Genomic DNA, 14,853 nt, shown 5'->3' on the forward strand with positions numbered 1-14,853 from the left:
GGCCGACGCCTGACGTCGTACGGGCTCGTAGCCGATGCGAGCCGAGCGATGTACCCGGCTCCTGGTGGCATCGCACCGACTGGGCCCGTTGGGCAACGGTGGCAGGTGTCGTGGCCGGTATCGGCACCCTGCTGTTCACCGGCATTGCAACGTACTTCGGGGCGATGGTGTCGAGGGACCAGCTGGAGCAGTCACGAGACGACGCCGAGAAGGAAGCACGCAGCCAAGCCTCGCGTGTATCGACCTGGGTCGACTACGCGCAGGACGGCGGAATACAGCTGCACGTTATGAACCGCTCACCAGATCCGGTCTCGGAACTCGACTTGTTCTTTGAGGCCCATAACGGCGCGCCGGATGCCCTCGACCTCAACGTCGTGTATTCCCTGGTCCTGCCCGATCTGCCGCCCTGTTCCGACCTCGTTCTCGACCCCAGCACTTGGCGCTACAGGACTTCAGGGCGCGATCCGGAAAGCCCACCGAAGAGTCCTATCGCTGTCCTACCGTCCAATGACGGGTGGAAGCAGCAACCGGAGCCGGACACGCTGATAGTTGTCTCCCTTCGCTTCGTGGACCGCACAGGAGAACAGTGGTGGCGCGACTATGGGCAGCTCAAGAGCATTGAATCCTACCCCGACAAGTTCACCAGTGAAGGCGCGATCGAGTCCGGAATGGGAGGTTTCACCCGGATTCCTAAGGTACAGCGGACCCCCTCGTGTGATGAGGCTCCGGCGTGATGCCTCTGTGGGCAGAGGGGCGAACGAGGCGGGTGCACAGCGGGCGCGGGTCGTCGTACTGCTCCCATATCGGATCGAGAGCGGGTGTACCGGTGAGAGGCCGAGGCGAAGCCCGCAGGCTCGACGCGTAGGAGGCGACACTAGGGAGCTGAGTCGCGCACTCTTCGCCGGCTGTCCCCATCGGGGCAGCTTTGCCGAATAGAAGGAGTGCGCATGACCGCCATCTCTTGGACCCCGAAGCTCACTAACGTCTCTGGCGCCGACGGCACGACCAGCACGGGCCGATACGTCGACGCGAACGGCGTCTGCACGTTTACCGCGCAGATCAACGCAAAGAAGGAGACCGTGTCGGCCTCCAGCGCCGGCTTCGGCCTGACTCTGCCGGTACCGGCCGCGGCCGGCGTCCGCTACACGTTCCAGCTCAGCCTCGACGGCCGTGACGCCGACAATGGCGTCTGGACCGGTGAGGCGGTGATCTATGCCGGATCAGACGGCACGAAGATCGACCGCATGCGCGTCACCAGCGGCACGAACGGCGCTGCGGTGCTGAACATCGAGCACCTCTACGGTGACGCCGAGGGCGCCACCAATGCGGAGATCATTACCGTTACCGGTTCCTACCCGACAGCCTGATCCCACCGGTGCCGCGGGGCCGACGGCGTTTCCGCGTCGGCCCCGCGGCCTTTCCTGATGTGCTCAAATGCGTTGGAGCCGACGCTCCTCGGACTCCACGAATAGGTATCCCCCACGTGATGAGGGTTTCTGGTCTTCAAGGAGTCCACACACGGGCAGCAGCGCCGAATAGGATGGTCGTTGGCCCGGTACTGCATCCCCCGTCAGTACCGGGCCCTTTCACGTGCCGTCAGTTGGTGGCGTGGTTGTGCTGGATTCGGTCGGCGTGGCCGGCGATGGTGTCGGCGGCCTGTTCAAGGGCGGCAAGGAACGGGTCGTACGCCGCGGTGAGGACCGCGTCTCGCAGGAAGCCGTCGACAGTCTTGCCCGCGGCCGCCGCCGCGATCTGCACCTGGTTCTGCTCGGCGGCCGTCAGCGGCACTGTGAGGACTTCAGTCTGGGCGACGTCCATGCGAGGACCGTACCAGCGCCCTGGGGGCCGTCAGGCGCCGTCTCGGGGCTGATCTTAGTCTTGTGCTAGACGTGGCCGGTCTAGTTGAGCAGTCCGCGACGGCGCGGGGGGTTGATCGGCTCCGGCTCGTACGGGGCCAGGAGGATCGCCTCGGCACGGTCGGGGGACTTCATGCCGCGCCCCTTCATCTGCTTCTTCGACTCGACGACGGAGTAGCCGCCGGCGTTCGACAGCAGCTTCGGTGTGGAGAGCTGCGCCGCGGACTTCTTGTCGATGCGGTAGCGCAGGCGGCCGTGGCCGGTGGACGGGTCGGGTTGCAAGAGGCTGCGGGTGGCGAGCCACATCTCATCCCTTTTGCGATAGGGCCGCATGACGGCGCCCGGGTCGTCCTGGGTGGGGTTCTCGGACACCATCACGCCGACGATCTGCGCCTTGTGCCGCCCGTTCTCGCCCCAGCGTTCAAGCATGCTGGTGACGCCGTGACCGATGCCGTTCTTGTCGACCTTGACGCGGACGGGGTGCGGGGAGCGCAGGGCGTCGGCCAGGCGCTGCGCGGCGTGGATCTCCTCGAGGACCTTCTCCGCGACCTTGACCTGGTCGTCGTTGGCGGCGCCGGCGCTCGCGTGCCGGTTCTCGATGACGTCGCCGACGGAGCGGGCGATGGCGAATTCGTCGCCACCGTCTGCTGCGACGTCCACGCCCAGGCGGACCCAGGCGCCTTCCTTCACGGTGTGGGTGGCGGTCTCACCCTCGAGGCCGAGGTCGCAGAGGCGGTGCCAGCCGGGCCCGGTGGGGTCATCGGCGTTGATGGCGTCCTCGATCCAGGTGGGCGGGATGACGAGGCCTCCGCCGCCCTTCGGGAACCTTGCGTACACCTTGGCCACGACGTACGGGTGATCTTGGCCGTACGCGCGGATCGTGCGGTCCACCCAGTCCTGGTCCGGCATGTGCCGACTCAGCGTGTGCAGGTCGTTCGGGTTGGGCGGGCAGTCCGTGCAGTACGGGACCCGCTCGCCCGTGATCGCCGGGGAGGTGAGGGAGGAGATCGGGATGGTGACGGTGGTCGGTTCCTCCGGGGCGTCGCCCTCGATGCACAGCTCCTCAAACCAGGACGCGGGGTCGTCCATGGCCGGGTTGCCGATCGCCAGCATCGCGGCGTGTCCGCCGGTCAGCAGGTTGTTCGTGCCGTGGCCAATGGCCGGCGCGATACCTCCGGCCTCGTCGACGATCAGCAGGATGTGGGCCATGTGGATGCCCTGCATCGCCGCTTCGTCGTTCGCCGGGGCCGAGAAGCCGTACGCGGCGACGAAGTCGTGCCCTTGGGGGGTGGGCATCTTGTACTGGACCGTGTCGCAGTAGCCGGGCAGGCCTGCCCGGGGGACCACCTTGCGGATGTGGGGCCAGAGTTGCCGCTGCACCTGGCGGAACCGTGTCGCGGTGGTGATACAGAGCGCGGTGCCGACCGGGTAGACGTTGACGAACCAGGTGGCGGCCCGAGCGGCGAGGTGGGTCTTGCCAACGCCGAAGCCAGCCGGGACGGCGACACGCTTGTGGTCGACGAGCGCGTCCAGGACGTCGCGCTGCAGGCTCCATATGGACTCGCCGAGGACGTCCTCCACGAAGCCCGACGGGCTATCCCGCCAAAGCCCGTACAAGGAGCCGGTGACCCGCTCGACCTCCCGCATGACGTACGACCGCTCGCGGGCGCTGATGTCGTGCTTGAAGGCATGGCGTCGCGCGGCTACAGGGGCACGGAGCAGGATGTCGGCGACATTGGAAGCGTCGCGGGAGATGACGCCCGGCTTACGGGCACGCTGCAGCTCCTGGCGTGAGGGGGCCACGCGAAGGCGAGACGAAGGCTGCGTGCGAGACATGCCGGGGAAGGTGCAGCCCGCGAGGATCTAGTGTCGCGGCCTGGCCGACGGTCCATGCCCAGACCATCGGCCAGGCCGCGGAATCCGGCACTGCCCAACAGGAGATGCCACCCGGGGAACGGGATCGGCGGAGTGTGCCGGAAATCTTGCCGGGGGCGCCCCTGCTCCGGGGAGTGGAGCAAGGGCGCCCCCGGTCTCGGGGGGTGCGTGGCTGGAGTGCCTTACCCGGGGGGAGCTCGGGGTCAGATAGCCAGCCGCACCTTGTAGTACGTCAGGGGCCGGATTCTGTTACGCCTGGTCCACGATCGGCGGCGCCGTGGTCCAGATGTCCGTGATGAAGACCGGGTAACTGCGCTGGTATGGCTCGCGCAGGATCCGCTTCGTGAGTCGCTCCAGGTAGTCCCGCGAGAGGGGCGGGCGCTCGATCTCGAACGACCACACCGCCTTGGGGGTGGTCTCGTCGAGCGGCTTGCCCGCGGCGACCCATCGGTCGATGGCCTCTCGGGCGGCCTTCCTCACCCGGGCGAGCTCCTCGGCAATTGCGGCCGGCGAGGTGGACACGAACACGATGGAGCCCTTGCCACCACTGTCGGCATCCCAGCCGAGGGCGGCATCGAGGCGCTCGGCCTGCCGGATCAGCTCGAGCAGCGCGGCGACGGTGGAGCAGCCAGGACAGCCGCAGCTCCCGACCGTGGGCGCGGTCGACTCGGCGGCGTTTTGAGGCTGCTCGGCGGTCGAGGCGTTGTAGGCAGCGACGAGGTCCTGTTCCTCCTCGGCCCGGAGTATCGCCCGGCGGAAGACCTCCATGTCCCTCTCAACGGCAGCCCGCTCGTCGGCGGTAAGCCGAAACCAGGGCTGGAGGTCTCTGCCCTCGCTCTCGGCGATCAGGCGCCGGGTCTCGTAGAGGTGGCGGGTCAGGTTCGGCGGAAGCATCGTGCGCCTGGGCATGGAAGATCGCATCGTCATGCCCAGGGGAACGTCAGACGGCCGGATCCTGTGACACCCTCCCCTCCCATGCCACTGCTGCACCTGGTGTCCCTCGAGGCTTAGCGATCACTGGTACGCGCCGATGCCTGAGCGAAGCGAAGGCATCGGAACCTACTTAATGGTGGTACGTGATCTTGTTACTAAAGGGGCCCAGTTCTCCGGAAGCCGGAAGTCCGGCGACCCGTAAACCGGCGACCGGAAACCCGTCTCCGGTGGCCGGGGACCGAAAACCCGTCTCCGGTGTGACCAGCGGCGAGGCAACAAGAAGACCGGCCCCGATGGTGCTGGGGCCGGTCAGTTTCGGGCGGGCGGTGCCTTACTGGCCGTGGCGCTTACGGGCCGCTGCCCGCTGCTTGTAGATCAGATCCCTGTGCACGCCGGCGTGCTCGGCGATCTGCTCGGGCTTCCAGCCGTAGGGCTCCTGCGACAGTGCAAGCACCGCCTCCTGCATGTAGCGCACGGCGATCTCGCGGCGGGCCCGTGCCGCGTACACGATCGGGGCCGCCTTGAGGAGCTTCTCCTCGGCGTCGGCGACGCGCTTGATGCCCGCCTCCTCGGCGGCCTGGACGAGCTCGGCGTTCGTCCCGTTCGGCAGCGGGTGCCGCTTGTCGCCGAACATCAGTCGGGCGAGCGCGTGCCGATAGCCCATGTTCGTGAGTCCCGCGGTCCCTGACAGGCCGAGACGCTGCTCGTAGAACCAGAGGTGCGCGAGCGCCTCGTCTCGCTCGTCCAGGTGCAGAGCGAGCTCCGCGTCGGCCTGCTCGATGATGCGAGCGGCTTTCACGACCAGGGCGTCGGGGCGCGCCTTGGCGACCAGGTCCTCGGGCCGCTTGAGGCCGAGGTCCTCGAGGACCTTCTGTTCGGCGTCCTTGTCGATCTGGTCGTAGTTCGGGGCCTTGATGCGTGGGCCGTACGTGATCCCAGCCTTGGGCATGGTGGCTATTCTCCGTCCAACTGTGGCGCGGTCTTGCGCCGGCGCGCGGCGACTGGGGCAACCCCATGCCTCCACCACGGCGAGAACAGTACACCAAGGTAAATGGGCGTGTCAGGGACGCCGCGACTGCACGGGCACTGACCTGCAGCGGAGCGCGGCGAACGCGACGCCGCCCAGGACCAGGACGAGGCCGTACCCGTCGCGCACGTACTCTTGCTCGGGAGCTGGGTTGCTCGGGGTGTCGGTGGTCGCGATCCGGCCGAAGCCGATGTTCGGGCCCTGCGGGATCCGTACGGCCCACAGCCGGAACGGACCCAGGCGCAGGTACCGCGGCTCGCGCACGCGACGCTGCAGGATGATGCGGGGACTCATGACGTTGCGCCTGCCTCCCTGGCGCGCCGCTCGGCCTTGTTGCGCTTGTACTCGGCCCACTCCTTCCGCGGCATCAGGGTGAACGCCCCCATGGCCACGCGGCCGATGACCAGGTCGAGGCCGGCCTTCGGGCCGGCGCGGTCCTTGCCGTGCAGTACCCAGCCGATGCCGAGGATCGGCGCCGGGGCTGTGGGCGGCACCCGCCATACGCCGAGGATGAACCGGCCGAAGTCGAGGAAGTGCGAGCGGCGGACGGACAGGAGGAGCTCGGCGACGAGGAACCCGGCGGCCGCGGACAGCGACCAGCACCGCCACAGAGTGAAGGTGATCACCGCATACGCGGCCCACTCGATGCTGCGGACGATCCTGTCCGCGGTCCAGAACGGCAGCCGGTAGCGGACGGTGCCGGGGAGCGTCTCGTAGTCGAAACGGTCGTCCCCGTCCCTCCACGACAGGTGCGCTCTGGACTTCTTCGAGTACGACGCCTGATGGGGGCCGTCGTGCTCGGCGAGGCGCTGGCACTGCCACCGGTCCCCGATGTACCACTTCGGACGGGCCGGGCACTGACGACGTCGCTTCATCGCCGCACCCACGAGAACAGGAAGTCGAGCAGGCCATCGAGGAGCCCCTCGAAGTGGGTGGCGATCCATCCCGGCCCGGATCCCGTCGACGCGCGGCCGCGGCTGCGGCGTTGGCGCTTCATCGGGCGGCCGCCACGGTCGTGGAGCGAACGCCGTCCGGGGTGAGCTGGTACTCGCGGCCGTCCGCGTACATCACCAGCACCTCGCTTGGGAGCTGCGGCCGGCGCACCTTCCACCCGGCCTCGTACGACTCCCGCGGGTTGTCCTCGAACCAGCCGTTGCAGACGGTGCAGACGAGCAGCAGGTTGTGCGCCTGGTTGATCCACTCCTCCCGTGCGCCGCCCATGCCGCGGTTCACACGGTGGTGAATCGTCAGGTCCTCCCGCTTCCCGCAGCGCACGCACACGCCGCCGTCGCGGTCGTAGACAATCGCCTTCACCACGTCGGTCGGGCCGGTTCGCCGTCGTGCCTTCACAGCACTGGTCTCCTCGCCTGCCCCGGGCGCCGGGCCGCAATGGTCACGGCCCTGGTGGGCGCGCCCGGGGCGAGGCGGGGAGAGTGAACGGCGGCCGCGGCTTACGTCGCGTCGACCGGCTGCGCCTCCCACAAGGTGCGCGCCACGTTCTCCGTGCCCTGCGCCGTGCGGGGGCGACTTGCGCAGTTCCATCCGGGCCGTGGACGTCGTTGCGCAACCACCGTCCAGCCGGCTGCGCGCAGGCTCGCGCCGGTCTCGCCTTCCTGCGTGTACGTGATCAAGCGGGTGTACCCGAGCGCCTTCGCGGCTCGCCACGCCGCTCCGTACAGCAAGCTGTTGGCGTTGCGTACGCCGTCCGTCGCGGTCCGAGTGACCTCGAGTGTCTGGCCGTCGTCGAAGTGCCGGGCCACGGGGCGTCCCACCATGGCCACGGCACGCAGGATCCCGTCCTGATCCGCAGCCCCGACGGCGAACACGGCCCCAGGGGGCGGTCTGTGGTGCCGGTGCCACGTGGCGACGAACTCCTTGGCGTCCTTTTGCCGGACCGGCACCAGATGCAGCCGCGTCTCCTCCTCCCTCATCGCCGCGGCTCGGTTCTGCCCAGGGCGCTGGGTGCTGGCTCCAGGAGACGGTGCAACTGCGCCCAGGTGGTCACGCCCAGGACGTCCTCGGCGAAGCCGGCCAGGGTGTCGGCCCACAGTGCGTACGGCGTGCCGTGCCGGAGGTACGACAGGACCAGAAGGTCACACAGGACGTCGTCGTCGAGAATCGCGAGGGTGGCACGCCGGTCGGCGGCGGAGGCCGCGGTCAGGTGCTCGAGCAGATCCAGGCGGGCGAGCCAATCGGGTACGGATGACGTGGCTTTGCACAGGCCGGAGTCGACGATGTTCCGGGCGCGGGCCGCGAGGCCGGCGATCCGGGTGCGGGGTGCGGCGGTCGCGAACATGGCCGCGGACCGTAGGCACGGGCCCGCCTACCGTCGCGCTGTGAGGTGTCGTGACGTGAAACAGCAGATCAGGCCGCGTCATGTCACCTCGTCGAGAGGCGACGGCAGGTGAGGTGACGCGATACGGATCCGGGGCATCACGTCACCTCTCCTCCTGCCGGCTCAGTCCTCGCGGTGCTCGGCGAGCGCCCGCTCGAGGGCGTCGAGGATCGTCACGATGTCGTCGATCTTCACGTAGGCGATCCCGAAGGTGACGGTGCCGTCGTCGTGGACGTCGAATGCGTACTCGGAGTACGTCTGCTCGTCCTCGTAGTGGTAGCTGCCGGGCTCCGCCTCAGCGAACCCGCCGGGGCCCTCGTCGAACCAGTTGGCGCCCCACGTCTCCTTCATGGCCTGGCCGACCGCGGCCTTGGGGACGTGTTCGAACTCGATCGTGGCGCGCCCGTGGTCATCGAGGCACACCTTCCCCTCGCCCTCACCGGGCTTCTTCCAGCGCAGGGTGGGGCCGAAGCACTGGCATTTCTCGGCGGGGGTGAGGGCGGGGAACGCCGTGGTGAATGCTTCCTGCGCGGCGAACTGCTGGTCGTCCCAGCTCATGCGCCAGTCGTGGATTGCTCGGATGACGTGCGGTTGCACGCTGCTCCTTTCCGCCCTGCGGCGCGGGGCCGCCTGGGCGGCGGCCGCGGGACGCGTCGCGAGCGGGCGCACCCTGCACACCGCGGAAGCCTTGCGTCCGCTTCGGGGTTACTGGCCGGTCGCGCGTGACGAGTGTCGGCTGCACGCTCGAGGTGTGGACTGGCCCGTCTCTGTTGCTCTCGTTCAGTCCGTGCAGACGCTGCCGGTGGGCTTTGATCTCCACTACGAACCCAAGTTATGGACAGGGTTTGTTCCTTGTCCGTTGTCCACGGCTGAAACGAGTCGGGCCCTCCGGCAGAAGCCCCGACCCCGTGCCGGCGTCAGTTCTGGCAACCGCACCCTGATGCGGTCCTGGCCTCGGCCATGGTGATCGCGGGGGCGACTGAAGTCTCAGCCGGACGTACAGAAGGCGTCGACGCCGCAGCAGGCGTCTCGCCCTCCGTTCCGCGGCGGCCCGCACGGTCGGATTCGGCAGCTTTGAGGCCGCCGGCGCGAAAGAGCTCATCTCGACCGGGGCTGGTGGGACTTCAGCCGCCCGAGCAGCGCCAGCCCGGCCACTCCCGCACCGACGGACCAGAGCCCGGCAACGACGCGCCGGTGCTGCTGTCGCTGGAAGTCTCGTTGTTGCGCGTACGTACGGATCCCGGAGCCGTGACCGGGGGAGCACCTGTCGCCCGGGACCATCGGCTGCCCATGCTCTTCCTGGTCCGGTCCCATGTTGTGGCCCATGCACGTCACCTCGTCCACCAGGCCCTGGTTCTGCACTCCTTCGAGGGCCTGGTACAGCCCCCACAATCCCAGCGTCAGACAGGCGAACACCAGGACGCCACGTATCGTCACACGCACACTCCACTCCTCACGGACAGGCTGCCGCTGCGAGGTGACATGCCGGACAGGGGGCTACTCCAGGGCCTTTTGGACGGCGGTCAGGATGGCTTCGGTGTCGGCGCCCAGAGCGCGGGCGGCTGTGGTGAAGTCTCGTGCAAGCGTGGCGAGTTGGTTCGGGTCGGGGTGGGCCGGTTCGGACGGGAGCGCCGCGACCCGGGTGCCTGCGCCACGGCGGGAACGGATCAGATCGGCGGCTTCCAGCTCGCGGTAGGCGCGGGCCACGGTGCCCGGTGCGAGGCCCAGATCGGCGGCAAGCTGGCGCACCGTCGGCAGTCGTTCGCCCTCGGTCAACTGGCCGGTGCGGATCAGGGCAGCGAGCTGGGCGCGGACCTGCTCGTACGGCGGTACCGCGCTGGTGGTGTCGACGCGGACAACCGGGCCGGTCATCGTCGGGCCGCCCGGGGCGCCATCACGGTGAACAGGGACCACGCCAGAGTGACCAGCCCCAGCAGGCCCAGGGGGTAGATCACCAAGGCGGTCACGGTGCCCAGCGTCGCGGCGCAGCTCGTGTGCGTCAGCACGACGGCGATCATCAGGACTACGAGCAACAGCTGGCTCGAGACCAGGACACCCCAGGCTGCGGCGATCATCCAGCAGCGGTCGCGGCGCTGCTGGTCGTCGCCGGGGCGGTGGGCGATGCGACGCAGGGCCCAGGCGCAGGCGGCGGTTCCGACACCGAGAGAGACGGCGATCGGGATGCCGTAGAAGAGGCCAGGCCAGGGGCCGAGGGGTTGGTCAGCGCCGTCGCAGCTCCAGGTGACGGCCCGGCCCGCCCGGCCCAGGACGTCGGGGGAGGCCGTGGCAGCGCCGATCACCAGCAGCACGACGAGAGATACCGCCTGGAGCAGAAGCAACGGGGTCGCACGGGGCGGCACGTGGTCTCGGACCCGACGCGGAGTGAGACCGGCGGTGCGTACCGCTTCCCGGGGACGGGGGGTGAGGGCGTCACCGAGCAGAACACCGCCCACCACGCACAGCCCGAAAGCGGTGATGGCCAACACGAGGGGCATGCCGTAGTCGTCGCCGAAATCGCTGGTGTCCATGCTGGCCAACAGCGGCGCGGCCACGGCGCCCACGGCCAGACCGGACCAACGAACGTAGCGGTCCGCGCGGGAGCGGCGACAGGATTCGGGCAGGACGGTGTCGAGCACAGGGACCCCAGTCGAAGTCGAAGTGGTAATGGCTGCGCATTGCGCCCAGCAGAAGCGGACACCGAGTGCGGCAGCCATGCTTGTATCAAGCAGTGAGTACAAGATGGCGCGGACAGGACCTTGTGTCAAATGCTCGATACAAGTTGAGTGAGTGGCCGTTCCCCGCGCATTCGAACACCCCCTGGAGCACTTACACCCACCCTGGCCCTGGGGTGAGCCGCCACGGCCGATCGATACCGGCCGATCGTGGCCACACTGCGTCCGTCCCTGGTGCCGACCACCACCTGTCCAATGCCAAACGACGTCACTTCCCACTGCCACGCTGGGCGATAGCCCGTGGACAGCTCAACAGCGCATAAATCAAGTTCGACGGTCACCGGCTCGTCATGTGGCGGACCGAGGACACCGTGCGCCTGCAGACCCGGTCCGGCCGGGACGCCACGGCCGTCTGGATGGATCTTGCGCTTGCAGGCATGCAGCTCCCTGCCGGGGTCGTCCTGGATGGGGAGGCGATCGTCTACATTGCGGGCCGGATCGACTTCGGGGCCGCGCAGTCACGCGCCAACTCGACCCCGGCACGGGCTCGCGTCCTGGCTGAGCGACACCCTGGCCACTACTTCGTTTTCGACGTCCTACGCCACCCTGCCCATGGAGACACTCGCGGCTGGTCGTACGTACGGCGCAGGGCGCTCCTCGAGCATCTTCTTGAGGAGTACGGCATGGGCCCGCCGATCCAGGCCGTGCCGACGACGACGGATGTTGAGCTGGCCCGCGCCTGGTGCGAGGCGCTGCAGCCGCAGGGCGTGGAGGGCCTCGTCATCAAGGTCGGGGCGAGCACATACCGGGGCGGGTCCCGTCAGTGGCGCAAGGTCCGCCACGCGGAGACCGTGGACGCGAAGGTCGTCGGCCACACGGGGCCGGCCTCGCGGCCGCGGGCCCTGGCCGTGCGTCTCCCGGACGGGCGTATCGCGCTCTCGCAGGCATTGAAGGCGGCGCCGTCCGCGCAGATGGCGCCGTTCCTCGAGGGCGCGGGCCCGGGGCGGCAGGCGCGTACCGGCGGGGGTGATCGGTACCGCGCGGTCGACGTCGACGCGGTCGTGGAGGTTCTGGCGGGTACGACCAGACACGCGGTCGTGACTGTGACCCGCGTGCGGTAGCCCGGGGTGCTGCAGGCGTGCCATGGTGTAAACGACTGCCTGGCAGTCTTTCGGCTCGGGGCCCCTTCTGGCCCTCAATTCCGTCGGGGACCCGTCGCCTCTCATCGGGCCGTCAGCATCCTGGTGCTAGGACCAGGGGCTGGCGGCTTGGTGCAGTTGTATCGCCGCCTCAATCACGCGCAGCGTCCAGTAGGTGGCCGTCATGACGGCCCCTGTGATGACGCAGGCCACTCGGACCCGACGCCACCATGGGCGCTGCTCGTCGTTGCGGTGGTTCTCGGTCCGCACCATGCGGTACCTCCCAACTGCCTGACGGGGGTCAGGCGACCCGGCCCTCGAACTCTCGGGACCCGGGTGTCCGAGAGGGCGTTGCCCGGATGGGGGTATCGCTGACGTCTATTGCAGCACTACATGTGGGGATTGGCTCATACGTGCCGCCGTGACGGGCGGTGCTCAACGCTCGGCGGCATCACGAAACGTATCTGAACGGCTAGTTAGTACTAAAACAGGCAGCAGAGGCGCCTGACCTGCGCATTCTCGTGCGGGTGGAACTGTTTAACCCCGGGTCATGACGCAAAGTAATCGATGTGTCGTGCGTCACGTTCCGCTTGACGGTCTCCTGGTGCATCACTTTGATGCCCCCTCACGAGCGGCGGCCCGCGCCGCATCCATGGCCTCGGCGAACTTGGCGTCGCGGTGGCGCCGCTGGTAGACGGCGGCGGCGGTGACGCCTACGGTGGCCGCGGCCGCCAGAACGGTCGTGCCTGGCTTGCTCAGGGCATCGAGGAAGCGGGCCACTCGTTCGGGGGTGAGGCGCATCTGCCGTGTGTACCCGTACGGCGCGGCCGCCGAGCTCACCGCGTCGCAGGCCATCGCGAACGCCGGGTCGCTCCTCCAGCCGCTGGTGCTGGAGACGCCGAGGATCAGCTCTGCCCGGCTCGGGGCGACACCGAGGGCCAGGAGCCGCAGGAAGTCAGCGCGTCCTGTCCGACCCGCTTCCTCGGGACCGTCGGGGTCACGGCCGGCGAGGGCGATCGTCAGTCGCGCATCGGTACGCGCGCTGGCCCACACGGCGGGCAAGTCGAGGCCAAGGTCTACGACCGCGGTGTCCAGGGCCTGGCCATGCCGGAGGGCGGTGATCAGCCGTTCTGCCTGGCGGGCGGTGAGCTGGTCGGTGGTCATGCTTCCGCACCATAGAGCGGCCGCGGAACGCGCTGTGCCCCGGCCGAGGAGTCGTCCGGCCGGGGCACAGCACGTGGTGGGGTCAGGCTTCGGTGCCGCGCGTGCCGCCGGTTCCGGTCGAGCACTCGGGGTCGAAGATGTTGCAGGCCGTGCCGGTCGGGTCCGGCGGCATGGGCGCGGCCGGCGACGGCGTCGGCCTGGGCGGTTCGCTGCTGGCCGGGGAGCTGGGCGACGGGTCCGCGGGCGCCGTGGTCGTCGGGCCGGGCTTCGGATCGCTCGAGGAGTCGCGGGCCTGAGTGATGACGACCGAGAGCATGGCGACGACCAGGACCAGGGCGAGGCCCAAGCAGACGACCATCACGTGCAACAGGCGCGCGAACCGCGGGCAGGGGGTGTCTCGGAAGCAGGGGGCGGGCTTGGGACAGACGGGGTCGGACACGGGTGTTCCTCCGGTACGGGGACTGGGCGACCGGACGGTGTCCGACCCGGGCGCCTTGCGTCGCGTCCTGCGGAGCGTCACCTGATGCGGACCGGCGGAGCGGGAACCTTCACGGCGGGCGCGGCCGTGCCGGGACCTTCGGGGCGGGCGCCTTCGGCGGGGCGGCGAGCTTGCGCGCGGTGCTCGAGCCGCTCCCGGCATGGTTGGTGCCAGCGGGCGCCGCGCCTGCAGAGCCGTACGGCAGGCACGTCACGGGGTCCAAGGTGCCGACGACGTACCCGGGGCAGCGGCGGGAGCTGCTGTCGCTGTCGTCGTCGACGTCGGCGACCAGGAGCGCGAACAGCACGACCAGGCCGAACACGAGGGCGCCCACGGCGACGGAGACGACCAGGCGGGACGTGCGGTCGTTCGGCGCGGAGAACTTGGTCAGAGAGGGCTTGGTCACGGCGTGGCCTTCCAGGGGCGAAGTGGTGAGGCCGCGGATCGTGGAGGCCGGGGACGTCTTGCGTCGCGCGGTGCCGAACAAGGGTGCCTGCCGGGCCCCGGCCAGGCGGGCGGTGCCGGTACGTGACCGGGCACACGGGACCACGTTGTCTGGGTATGGACGATCTCGAGGACTGCCCGGTTGGCGATCCGCCCTCCCCGCTGCTGCCGCTGCTCACGGTCGAGGAGGCGCAGAGTGTGGTGGAGGTGCTGGGCGCGGTGGCGGCAGGCGGCGCGGTGGACGTGGAGCTCGCCGTCGTGCTCCTGTCGAATCTCGCGGCGAGGGTGCCGTCGCGTGCGGAGTCGTCACTGGGTGCTGCGGAGGCTGAGCTCCTGAAAGCGGCGGCTCCGTTCGGCCCCCCCCACAGGTTTCAGACGCGGTGTACACGGCGTTCTATCAGCTCAGCCGGGCCACCTCTGTAGGGAATGCGGCGACTTTGCGGAGCGCCCGGGATCGCGTGGCCCGGATCGACGGTGCGCGGATCCGACTACCCGACAGCGAGCCAGGCCGACGTCTGCGCTCTGCGCTGAAAGCCTACGCAGCGGCGTGGGTCGCCCTGGACGCGTCCGCCCGGTCGCACAGGGACAGCCCTGCTCAGGCGTAGAAGGGGCAGGGCGTTCTACCGGGGCGGATCCTCGCCGGCGATCCGGTCGAGGTCGACGTCGAGGGCAGCAAGGTCCGGCTGCTCGAGGAGCTCGGTCATGGCAGCCTCGCGCATCTCCGGCTGGTAGGCCTCGGTCACCTCGGCCGCGGTGACGCCCAGGCCGCGGGCAAGCTGGGCGGTCTGCGCGTCGTCGAGACCGTTCGTCGCGGCGATGGTGGCCCAGACGTGGAACGTCTTCTTCGCCTCCTCGTCGAGCTCTCAGCCCATGGCGCGGGCGTGGCGGCACATCCAGTCGTAGAACGACTCGTCGGTCATCAGTCTCCGA

Annotated in this window: 23 protein-coding genes; 4 read left to right on the forward strand and 19 right to left on the reverse strand. The window is 69.2% G+C overall.

The annotated features are described in order from the left end of the window. The first annotated feature begins 110 nt into the window (after positions 1–110). A complete protein-coding gene (locus IM697_RS18415) occupies positions 111–734 on the forward strand; it encodes a hypothetical protein (RefSeq protein ID WP_194048782.1) in 624 nt (207 codons plus the stop codon). Between the two features lie 213 nt (positions 735–947). Continuing rightward, positions 948–1,367, forward strand: a complete 420-nt coding sequence (locus IM697_RS18420) for a hypothetical protein (RefSeq protein WP_194048783.1) — start codon at positions 948–950, stop codon at positions 1,365–1,367. 229 nt (positions 1,368–1,596) lie between these two features. On the opposite strand, the gene IM697_RS18425 is transcribed toward IM697_RS18420, so the two are convergent. The 14 genes from IM697_RS18425 to IM697_RS18485 all read right to left on the reverse strand — a co-directional run bounded on the left by IM697_RS18425 (position 1,597) and on the right by IM697_RS18485 (position 10,554). Next, the gene (locus IM697_RS18425) at positions 1,597–1,818 is read right to left on the reverse strand and encodes a hypothetical protein (RefSeq protein WP_194048784.1); all 222 of its coding nucleotides are present in this window, start codon (positions 1,816–1,818) and stop codon (positions 1,597–1,599) included. 80 nt (positions 1,819–1,898) lie between these two features. Continuing rightward, on the reverse strand, positions 1,899–3,659 hold the full coding sequence (locus IM697_RS18430; protein ID WP_228044746.1) for a hypothetical protein: 1,761 nt from the start codon (positions 3,657–3,659) through the stop codon (positions 1,899–1,901). A 321-nt stretch (positions 3,660–3,980) separates the two neighbouring features. Beyond that, complete coding sequence (locus IM697_RS18435) at positions 3,981–4,640, reverse strand: hypothetical protein (protein WP_194048786.1); 660 nt, start codon at positions 4,638–4,640, stop codon at positions 3,981–3,983. Positions 4,641–4,995: 355 nt separating this feature from the next. Next, positions 4,996–5,613 carry a hypothetical protein gene (locus tag IM697_RS18440; protein ID WP_194048787.1) on the reverse strand — a complete coding sequence of 206 codons (618 nt, stop codon included), beginning with the start codon at positions 5,611–5,613 and terminating at the stop codon, positions 4,996–4,998. 111 nt (positions 5,614–5,724) lie between these two features. Then, positions 5,725–5,985 carry a hypothetical protein gene (locus IM697_RS18445; RefSeq protein WP_194048788.1) on the reverse strand — a complete coding sequence of 87 codons (261 nt, stop codon included), beginning with the start codon at positions 5,983–5,985 and terminating at the stop codon, positions 5,725–5,727. Beyond that, positions 5,982–6,566 carry a hypothetical protein gene (locus IM697_RS18450; protein ID WP_194048789.1) on the reverse strand — a complete coding sequence of 195 codons (585 nt, stop codon included), beginning with the start codon at positions 6,564–6,566 and terminating at the stop codon, positions 5,982–5,984. The genes IM697_RS18445 and IM697_RS18450 overlap by 4 nt, the downstream gene beginning before the upstream one ends. After that, on the reverse strand, positions 6,563–6,688 hold the full coding sequence (locus IM697_RS45435) for a hypothetical protein (RefSeq protein WP_265582723.1): 126 nt from the start codon (positions 6,686–6,688) through the stop codon (positions 6,563–6,565). The genes IM697_RS18450 and IM697_RS45435 overlap by 4 nt, the downstream gene beginning before the upstream one ends. Beyond that, entirely contained in the window at positions 6,685–7,041 is a 357-nt protein-coding gene (locus IM697_RS18455) for an HNH endonuclease (protein WP_194048790.1), read from the reverse strand. The genes IM697_RS45435 and IM697_RS18455 overlap by 4 nt, the downstream gene beginning before the upstream one ends. 101 nt (positions 7,042–7,142) lie before the next feature. Continuing rightward, on the reverse strand, positions 7,143–7,622 hold the full coding sequence (locus IM697_RS18460) for an XF1762 family protein (RefSeq protein ID WP_194048791.1): 480 nt from the start codon (positions 7,620–7,622) through the stop codon (positions 7,143–7,145). Continuing rightward, entirely contained in the window at positions 7,619–7,987 is a 369-nt protein-coding gene (locus IM697_RS18465; protein WP_194048792.1) for a hypothetical protein, read from the reverse strand. The genes IM697_RS18460 and IM697_RS18465 overlap by 4 nt, the downstream gene beginning before the upstream one ends. A gap of 162 nt (positions 7,988–8,149) precedes the next feature. After that, positions 8,150–8,623 (reverse strand): hypothetical protein, encoded by a 474-nt coding sequence (locus IM697_RS18470; protein WP_194048793.1) that lies wholly within the window; start codon positions 8,621–8,623, stop codon positions 8,150–8,152. A 501-nt stretch (positions 8,624–9,124) separates the two neighbouring features. Beyond that, positions 9,125–9,463, reverse strand: coding sequence for a hypothetical protein (locus IM697_RS18475; RefSeq protein ID WP_194048794.1), 339 nt, complete (start codon positions 9,461–9,463; stop codon positions 9,125–9,127). A 60-nt stretch (positions 9,464–9,523) separates the two neighbouring features. Continuing rightward, positions 9,524–9,898: a GntR family transcriptional regulator gene (locus IM697_RS18480; protein ID WP_194048795.1), complete on the reverse strand. Its 375-nt coding sequence runs from the start codon at positions 9,896–9,898 to the stop codon at positions 9,524–9,526. Then, positions 9,895–10,554, reverse strand: coding sequence for a hypothetical protein (locus tag IM697_RS18485; RefSeq protein WP_228044748.1), 660 nt, complete (start codon positions 10,552–10,554; stop codon positions 9,895–9,897). Before IM697_RS18485 ends, IM697_RS18480 begins: the two co-directional genes overlap by 4 nt. Positions 10,555–11,048: 494 nt before the next feature. Here IM697_RS18485 and IM697_RS18490 point away from each other — a divergent pair, with 494 nt between their 5' ends. Further along, positions 11,049–11,819 carry an ATP-dependent DNA ligase gene (locus IM697_RS18490; RefSeq protein WP_194048797.1) on the forward strand — a complete coding sequence of 257 codons (771 nt, stop codon included), beginning with the start codon at positions 11,049–11,051 and terminating at the stop codon, positions 11,817–11,819. 126 nt (positions 11,820–11,945) lie between these two features. Here IM697_RS18490 and IM697_RS18495 read toward each other — a convergent pair whose 3' ends face one another. The 4 genes from IM697_RS18495 to IM697_RS18510 all read right to left on the reverse strand — a co-directional run bounded on the left by IM697_RS18495 (position 11,946) and on the right by IM697_RS18510 (position 13,885). Continuing rightward, positions 11,946–12,110, reverse strand: a complete 165-nt coding sequence (locus IM697_RS18495; RefSeq protein WP_194048798.1) for a hypothetical protein — start codon at positions 12,108–12,110, stop codon at positions 11,946–11,948. A gap of 336 nt (positions 12,111–12,446) precedes the next feature. Further along, a complete protein-coding gene (locus IM697_RS18500) occupies positions 12,447–13,001 on the reverse strand; it encodes a hypothetical protein (protein ID WP_194048799.1) in 555 nt (184 codons plus the stop codon). Between the two features lie 82 nt (positions 13,002–13,083). Then, positions 13,084–13,440 carry a hypothetical protein gene (locus IM697_RS18505; RefSeq protein ID WP_194048800.1) on the reverse strand — a complete coding sequence of 119 codons (357 nt, stop codon included), beginning with the start codon at positions 13,438–13,440 and terminating at the stop codon, positions 13,084–13,086. 109 nt (positions 13,441–13,549) lie between these two features. Further along, complete coding sequence (locus IM697_RS18510; protein ID WP_194048801.1) at positions 13,550–13,885, reverse strand: hypothetical protein; 336 nt, start codon at positions 13,883–13,885, stop codon at positions 13,550–13,552. A gap of 155 nt (positions 13,886–14,040) precedes the next feature. Between IM697_RS18510 and IM697_RS18515 the strand changes: the two genes are divergently transcribed. After that, positions 14,041–14,346, forward strand: a complete 306-nt coding sequence (locus tag IM697_RS18515) for a hypothetical protein (protein WP_194048802.1) — start codon at positions 14,041–14,043, stop codon at positions 14,344–14,346. A gap of 197 nt (positions 14,347–14,543) precedes the next feature. Here the strand turns inward: IM697_RS18515 and IM697_RS45440 are convergent, their stop codons facing one another. After that, entirely contained in the window at positions 14,544–14,666 is a 123-nt protein-coding gene (locus IM697_RS45440; protein ID WP_265582724.1) for a hypothetical protein, read from the reverse strand. Positions 14,667–14,853: the final 187 nt, after the last annotated feature.

The sequence above is a fragment of the Streptomyces ferrugineus genome (genome assembly GCF_015160855.1).
GTDB lineage: Bacteria > Actinomycetota > Actinomycetes > Streptomycetales > Streptomycetaceae > Streptomyces > Streptomyces ferrugineus.

Bases quoted from the DNA above. Each gene is read 5' to 3' on its own strand.
- IM697_RS18420 (WP_194048783.1), top strand. From the start codon at position 948: ATGACCGCCATCTCTTGGACCCCGAAGCTCACTAACGTCTCTGGCGCC.
- IM697_RS18425 (WP_194048784.1), bottom strand. From the start codon at position 1,818: ATGGACGTCGCCCAGACTGAAGTCCTCACAGTGCCGCTGACGGCCGCC.
- IM697_RS18435 (WP_194048786.1), bottom strand. From the start codon at position 4,640: ATGCCCAGGCGCACGATGCTTCCGCCGAACCTGACCCGCCACCTCTAC.
- IM697_RS18440 (WP_194048787.1), bottom strand. From the start codon at position 5,613: ATGCCCAAGGCTGGGATCACGTACGGCCCACGCATCAAGGCCCCGAAC.
- IM697_RS18445 (WP_194048788.1), bottom strand. From the start codon at position 5,985: ATGAGTCCCCGCATCATCCTGCAGCGTCGCGTGCGCGAGCCGCGGTAC.
- IM697_RS18450 (WP_194048789.1), bottom strand. From the start codon at position 6,566: ATGAAGCGACGTCGTCAGTGCCCGGCCCGTCCGAAGTGGTACATCGGG.
- IM697_RS45435 (WP_265582723.1), bottom strand. From the start codon at position 6,688: ATGAAGCGCCAACGCCGCAGCCGCGGCCGCGCGTCGACGGGATCCGGG.
- IM697_RS18460 (WP_194048791.1), bottom strand. From the start codon at position 7,622: ATGAGGGAGGAGGAGACGCGGCTGCATCTGGTGCCGGTCCGGCAAAAG.
- IM697_RS18465 (WP_194048792.1), bottom strand. From the start codon at position 7,987: ATGTTCGCGACCGCCGCACCCCGCACCCGGATCGCCGGCCTCGCGGCC.
- IM697_RS18480 (WP_194048795.1), bottom strand. From the start codon at position 9,898: ATGACCGGCCCGGTTGTCCGCGTCGACACCACCAGCGCGGTACCGCCG.
- IM697_RS18485 (WP_228044748.1), bottom strand. From the start codon at position 10,554: ATGGACACCAGCGATTTCGGCGACGACTACGGCATGCCCCTCGTGTTG.
- IM697_RS18490 (WP_194048797.1), top strand. From the start codon at position 11,049: ATGTGGCGGACCGAGGACACCGTGCGCCTGCAGACCCGGTCCGGCCGG.
- IM697_RS18495 (WP_194048798.1), bottom strand. From the start codon at position 12,110: ATGGTGCGGACCGAGAACCACCGCAACGACGAGCAGCGCCCATGGTGG.
- IM697_RS18500 (WP_194048799.1), bottom strand. From the start codon at position 13,001: ATGACCACCGACCAGCTCACCGCCCGCCAGGCAGAACGGCTGATCACC.
- IM697_RS18515 (WP_194048802.1), top strand. From the start codon at position 14,041: ATGGACGATCTCGAGGACTGCCCGGTTGGCGATCCGCCCTCCCCGCTG.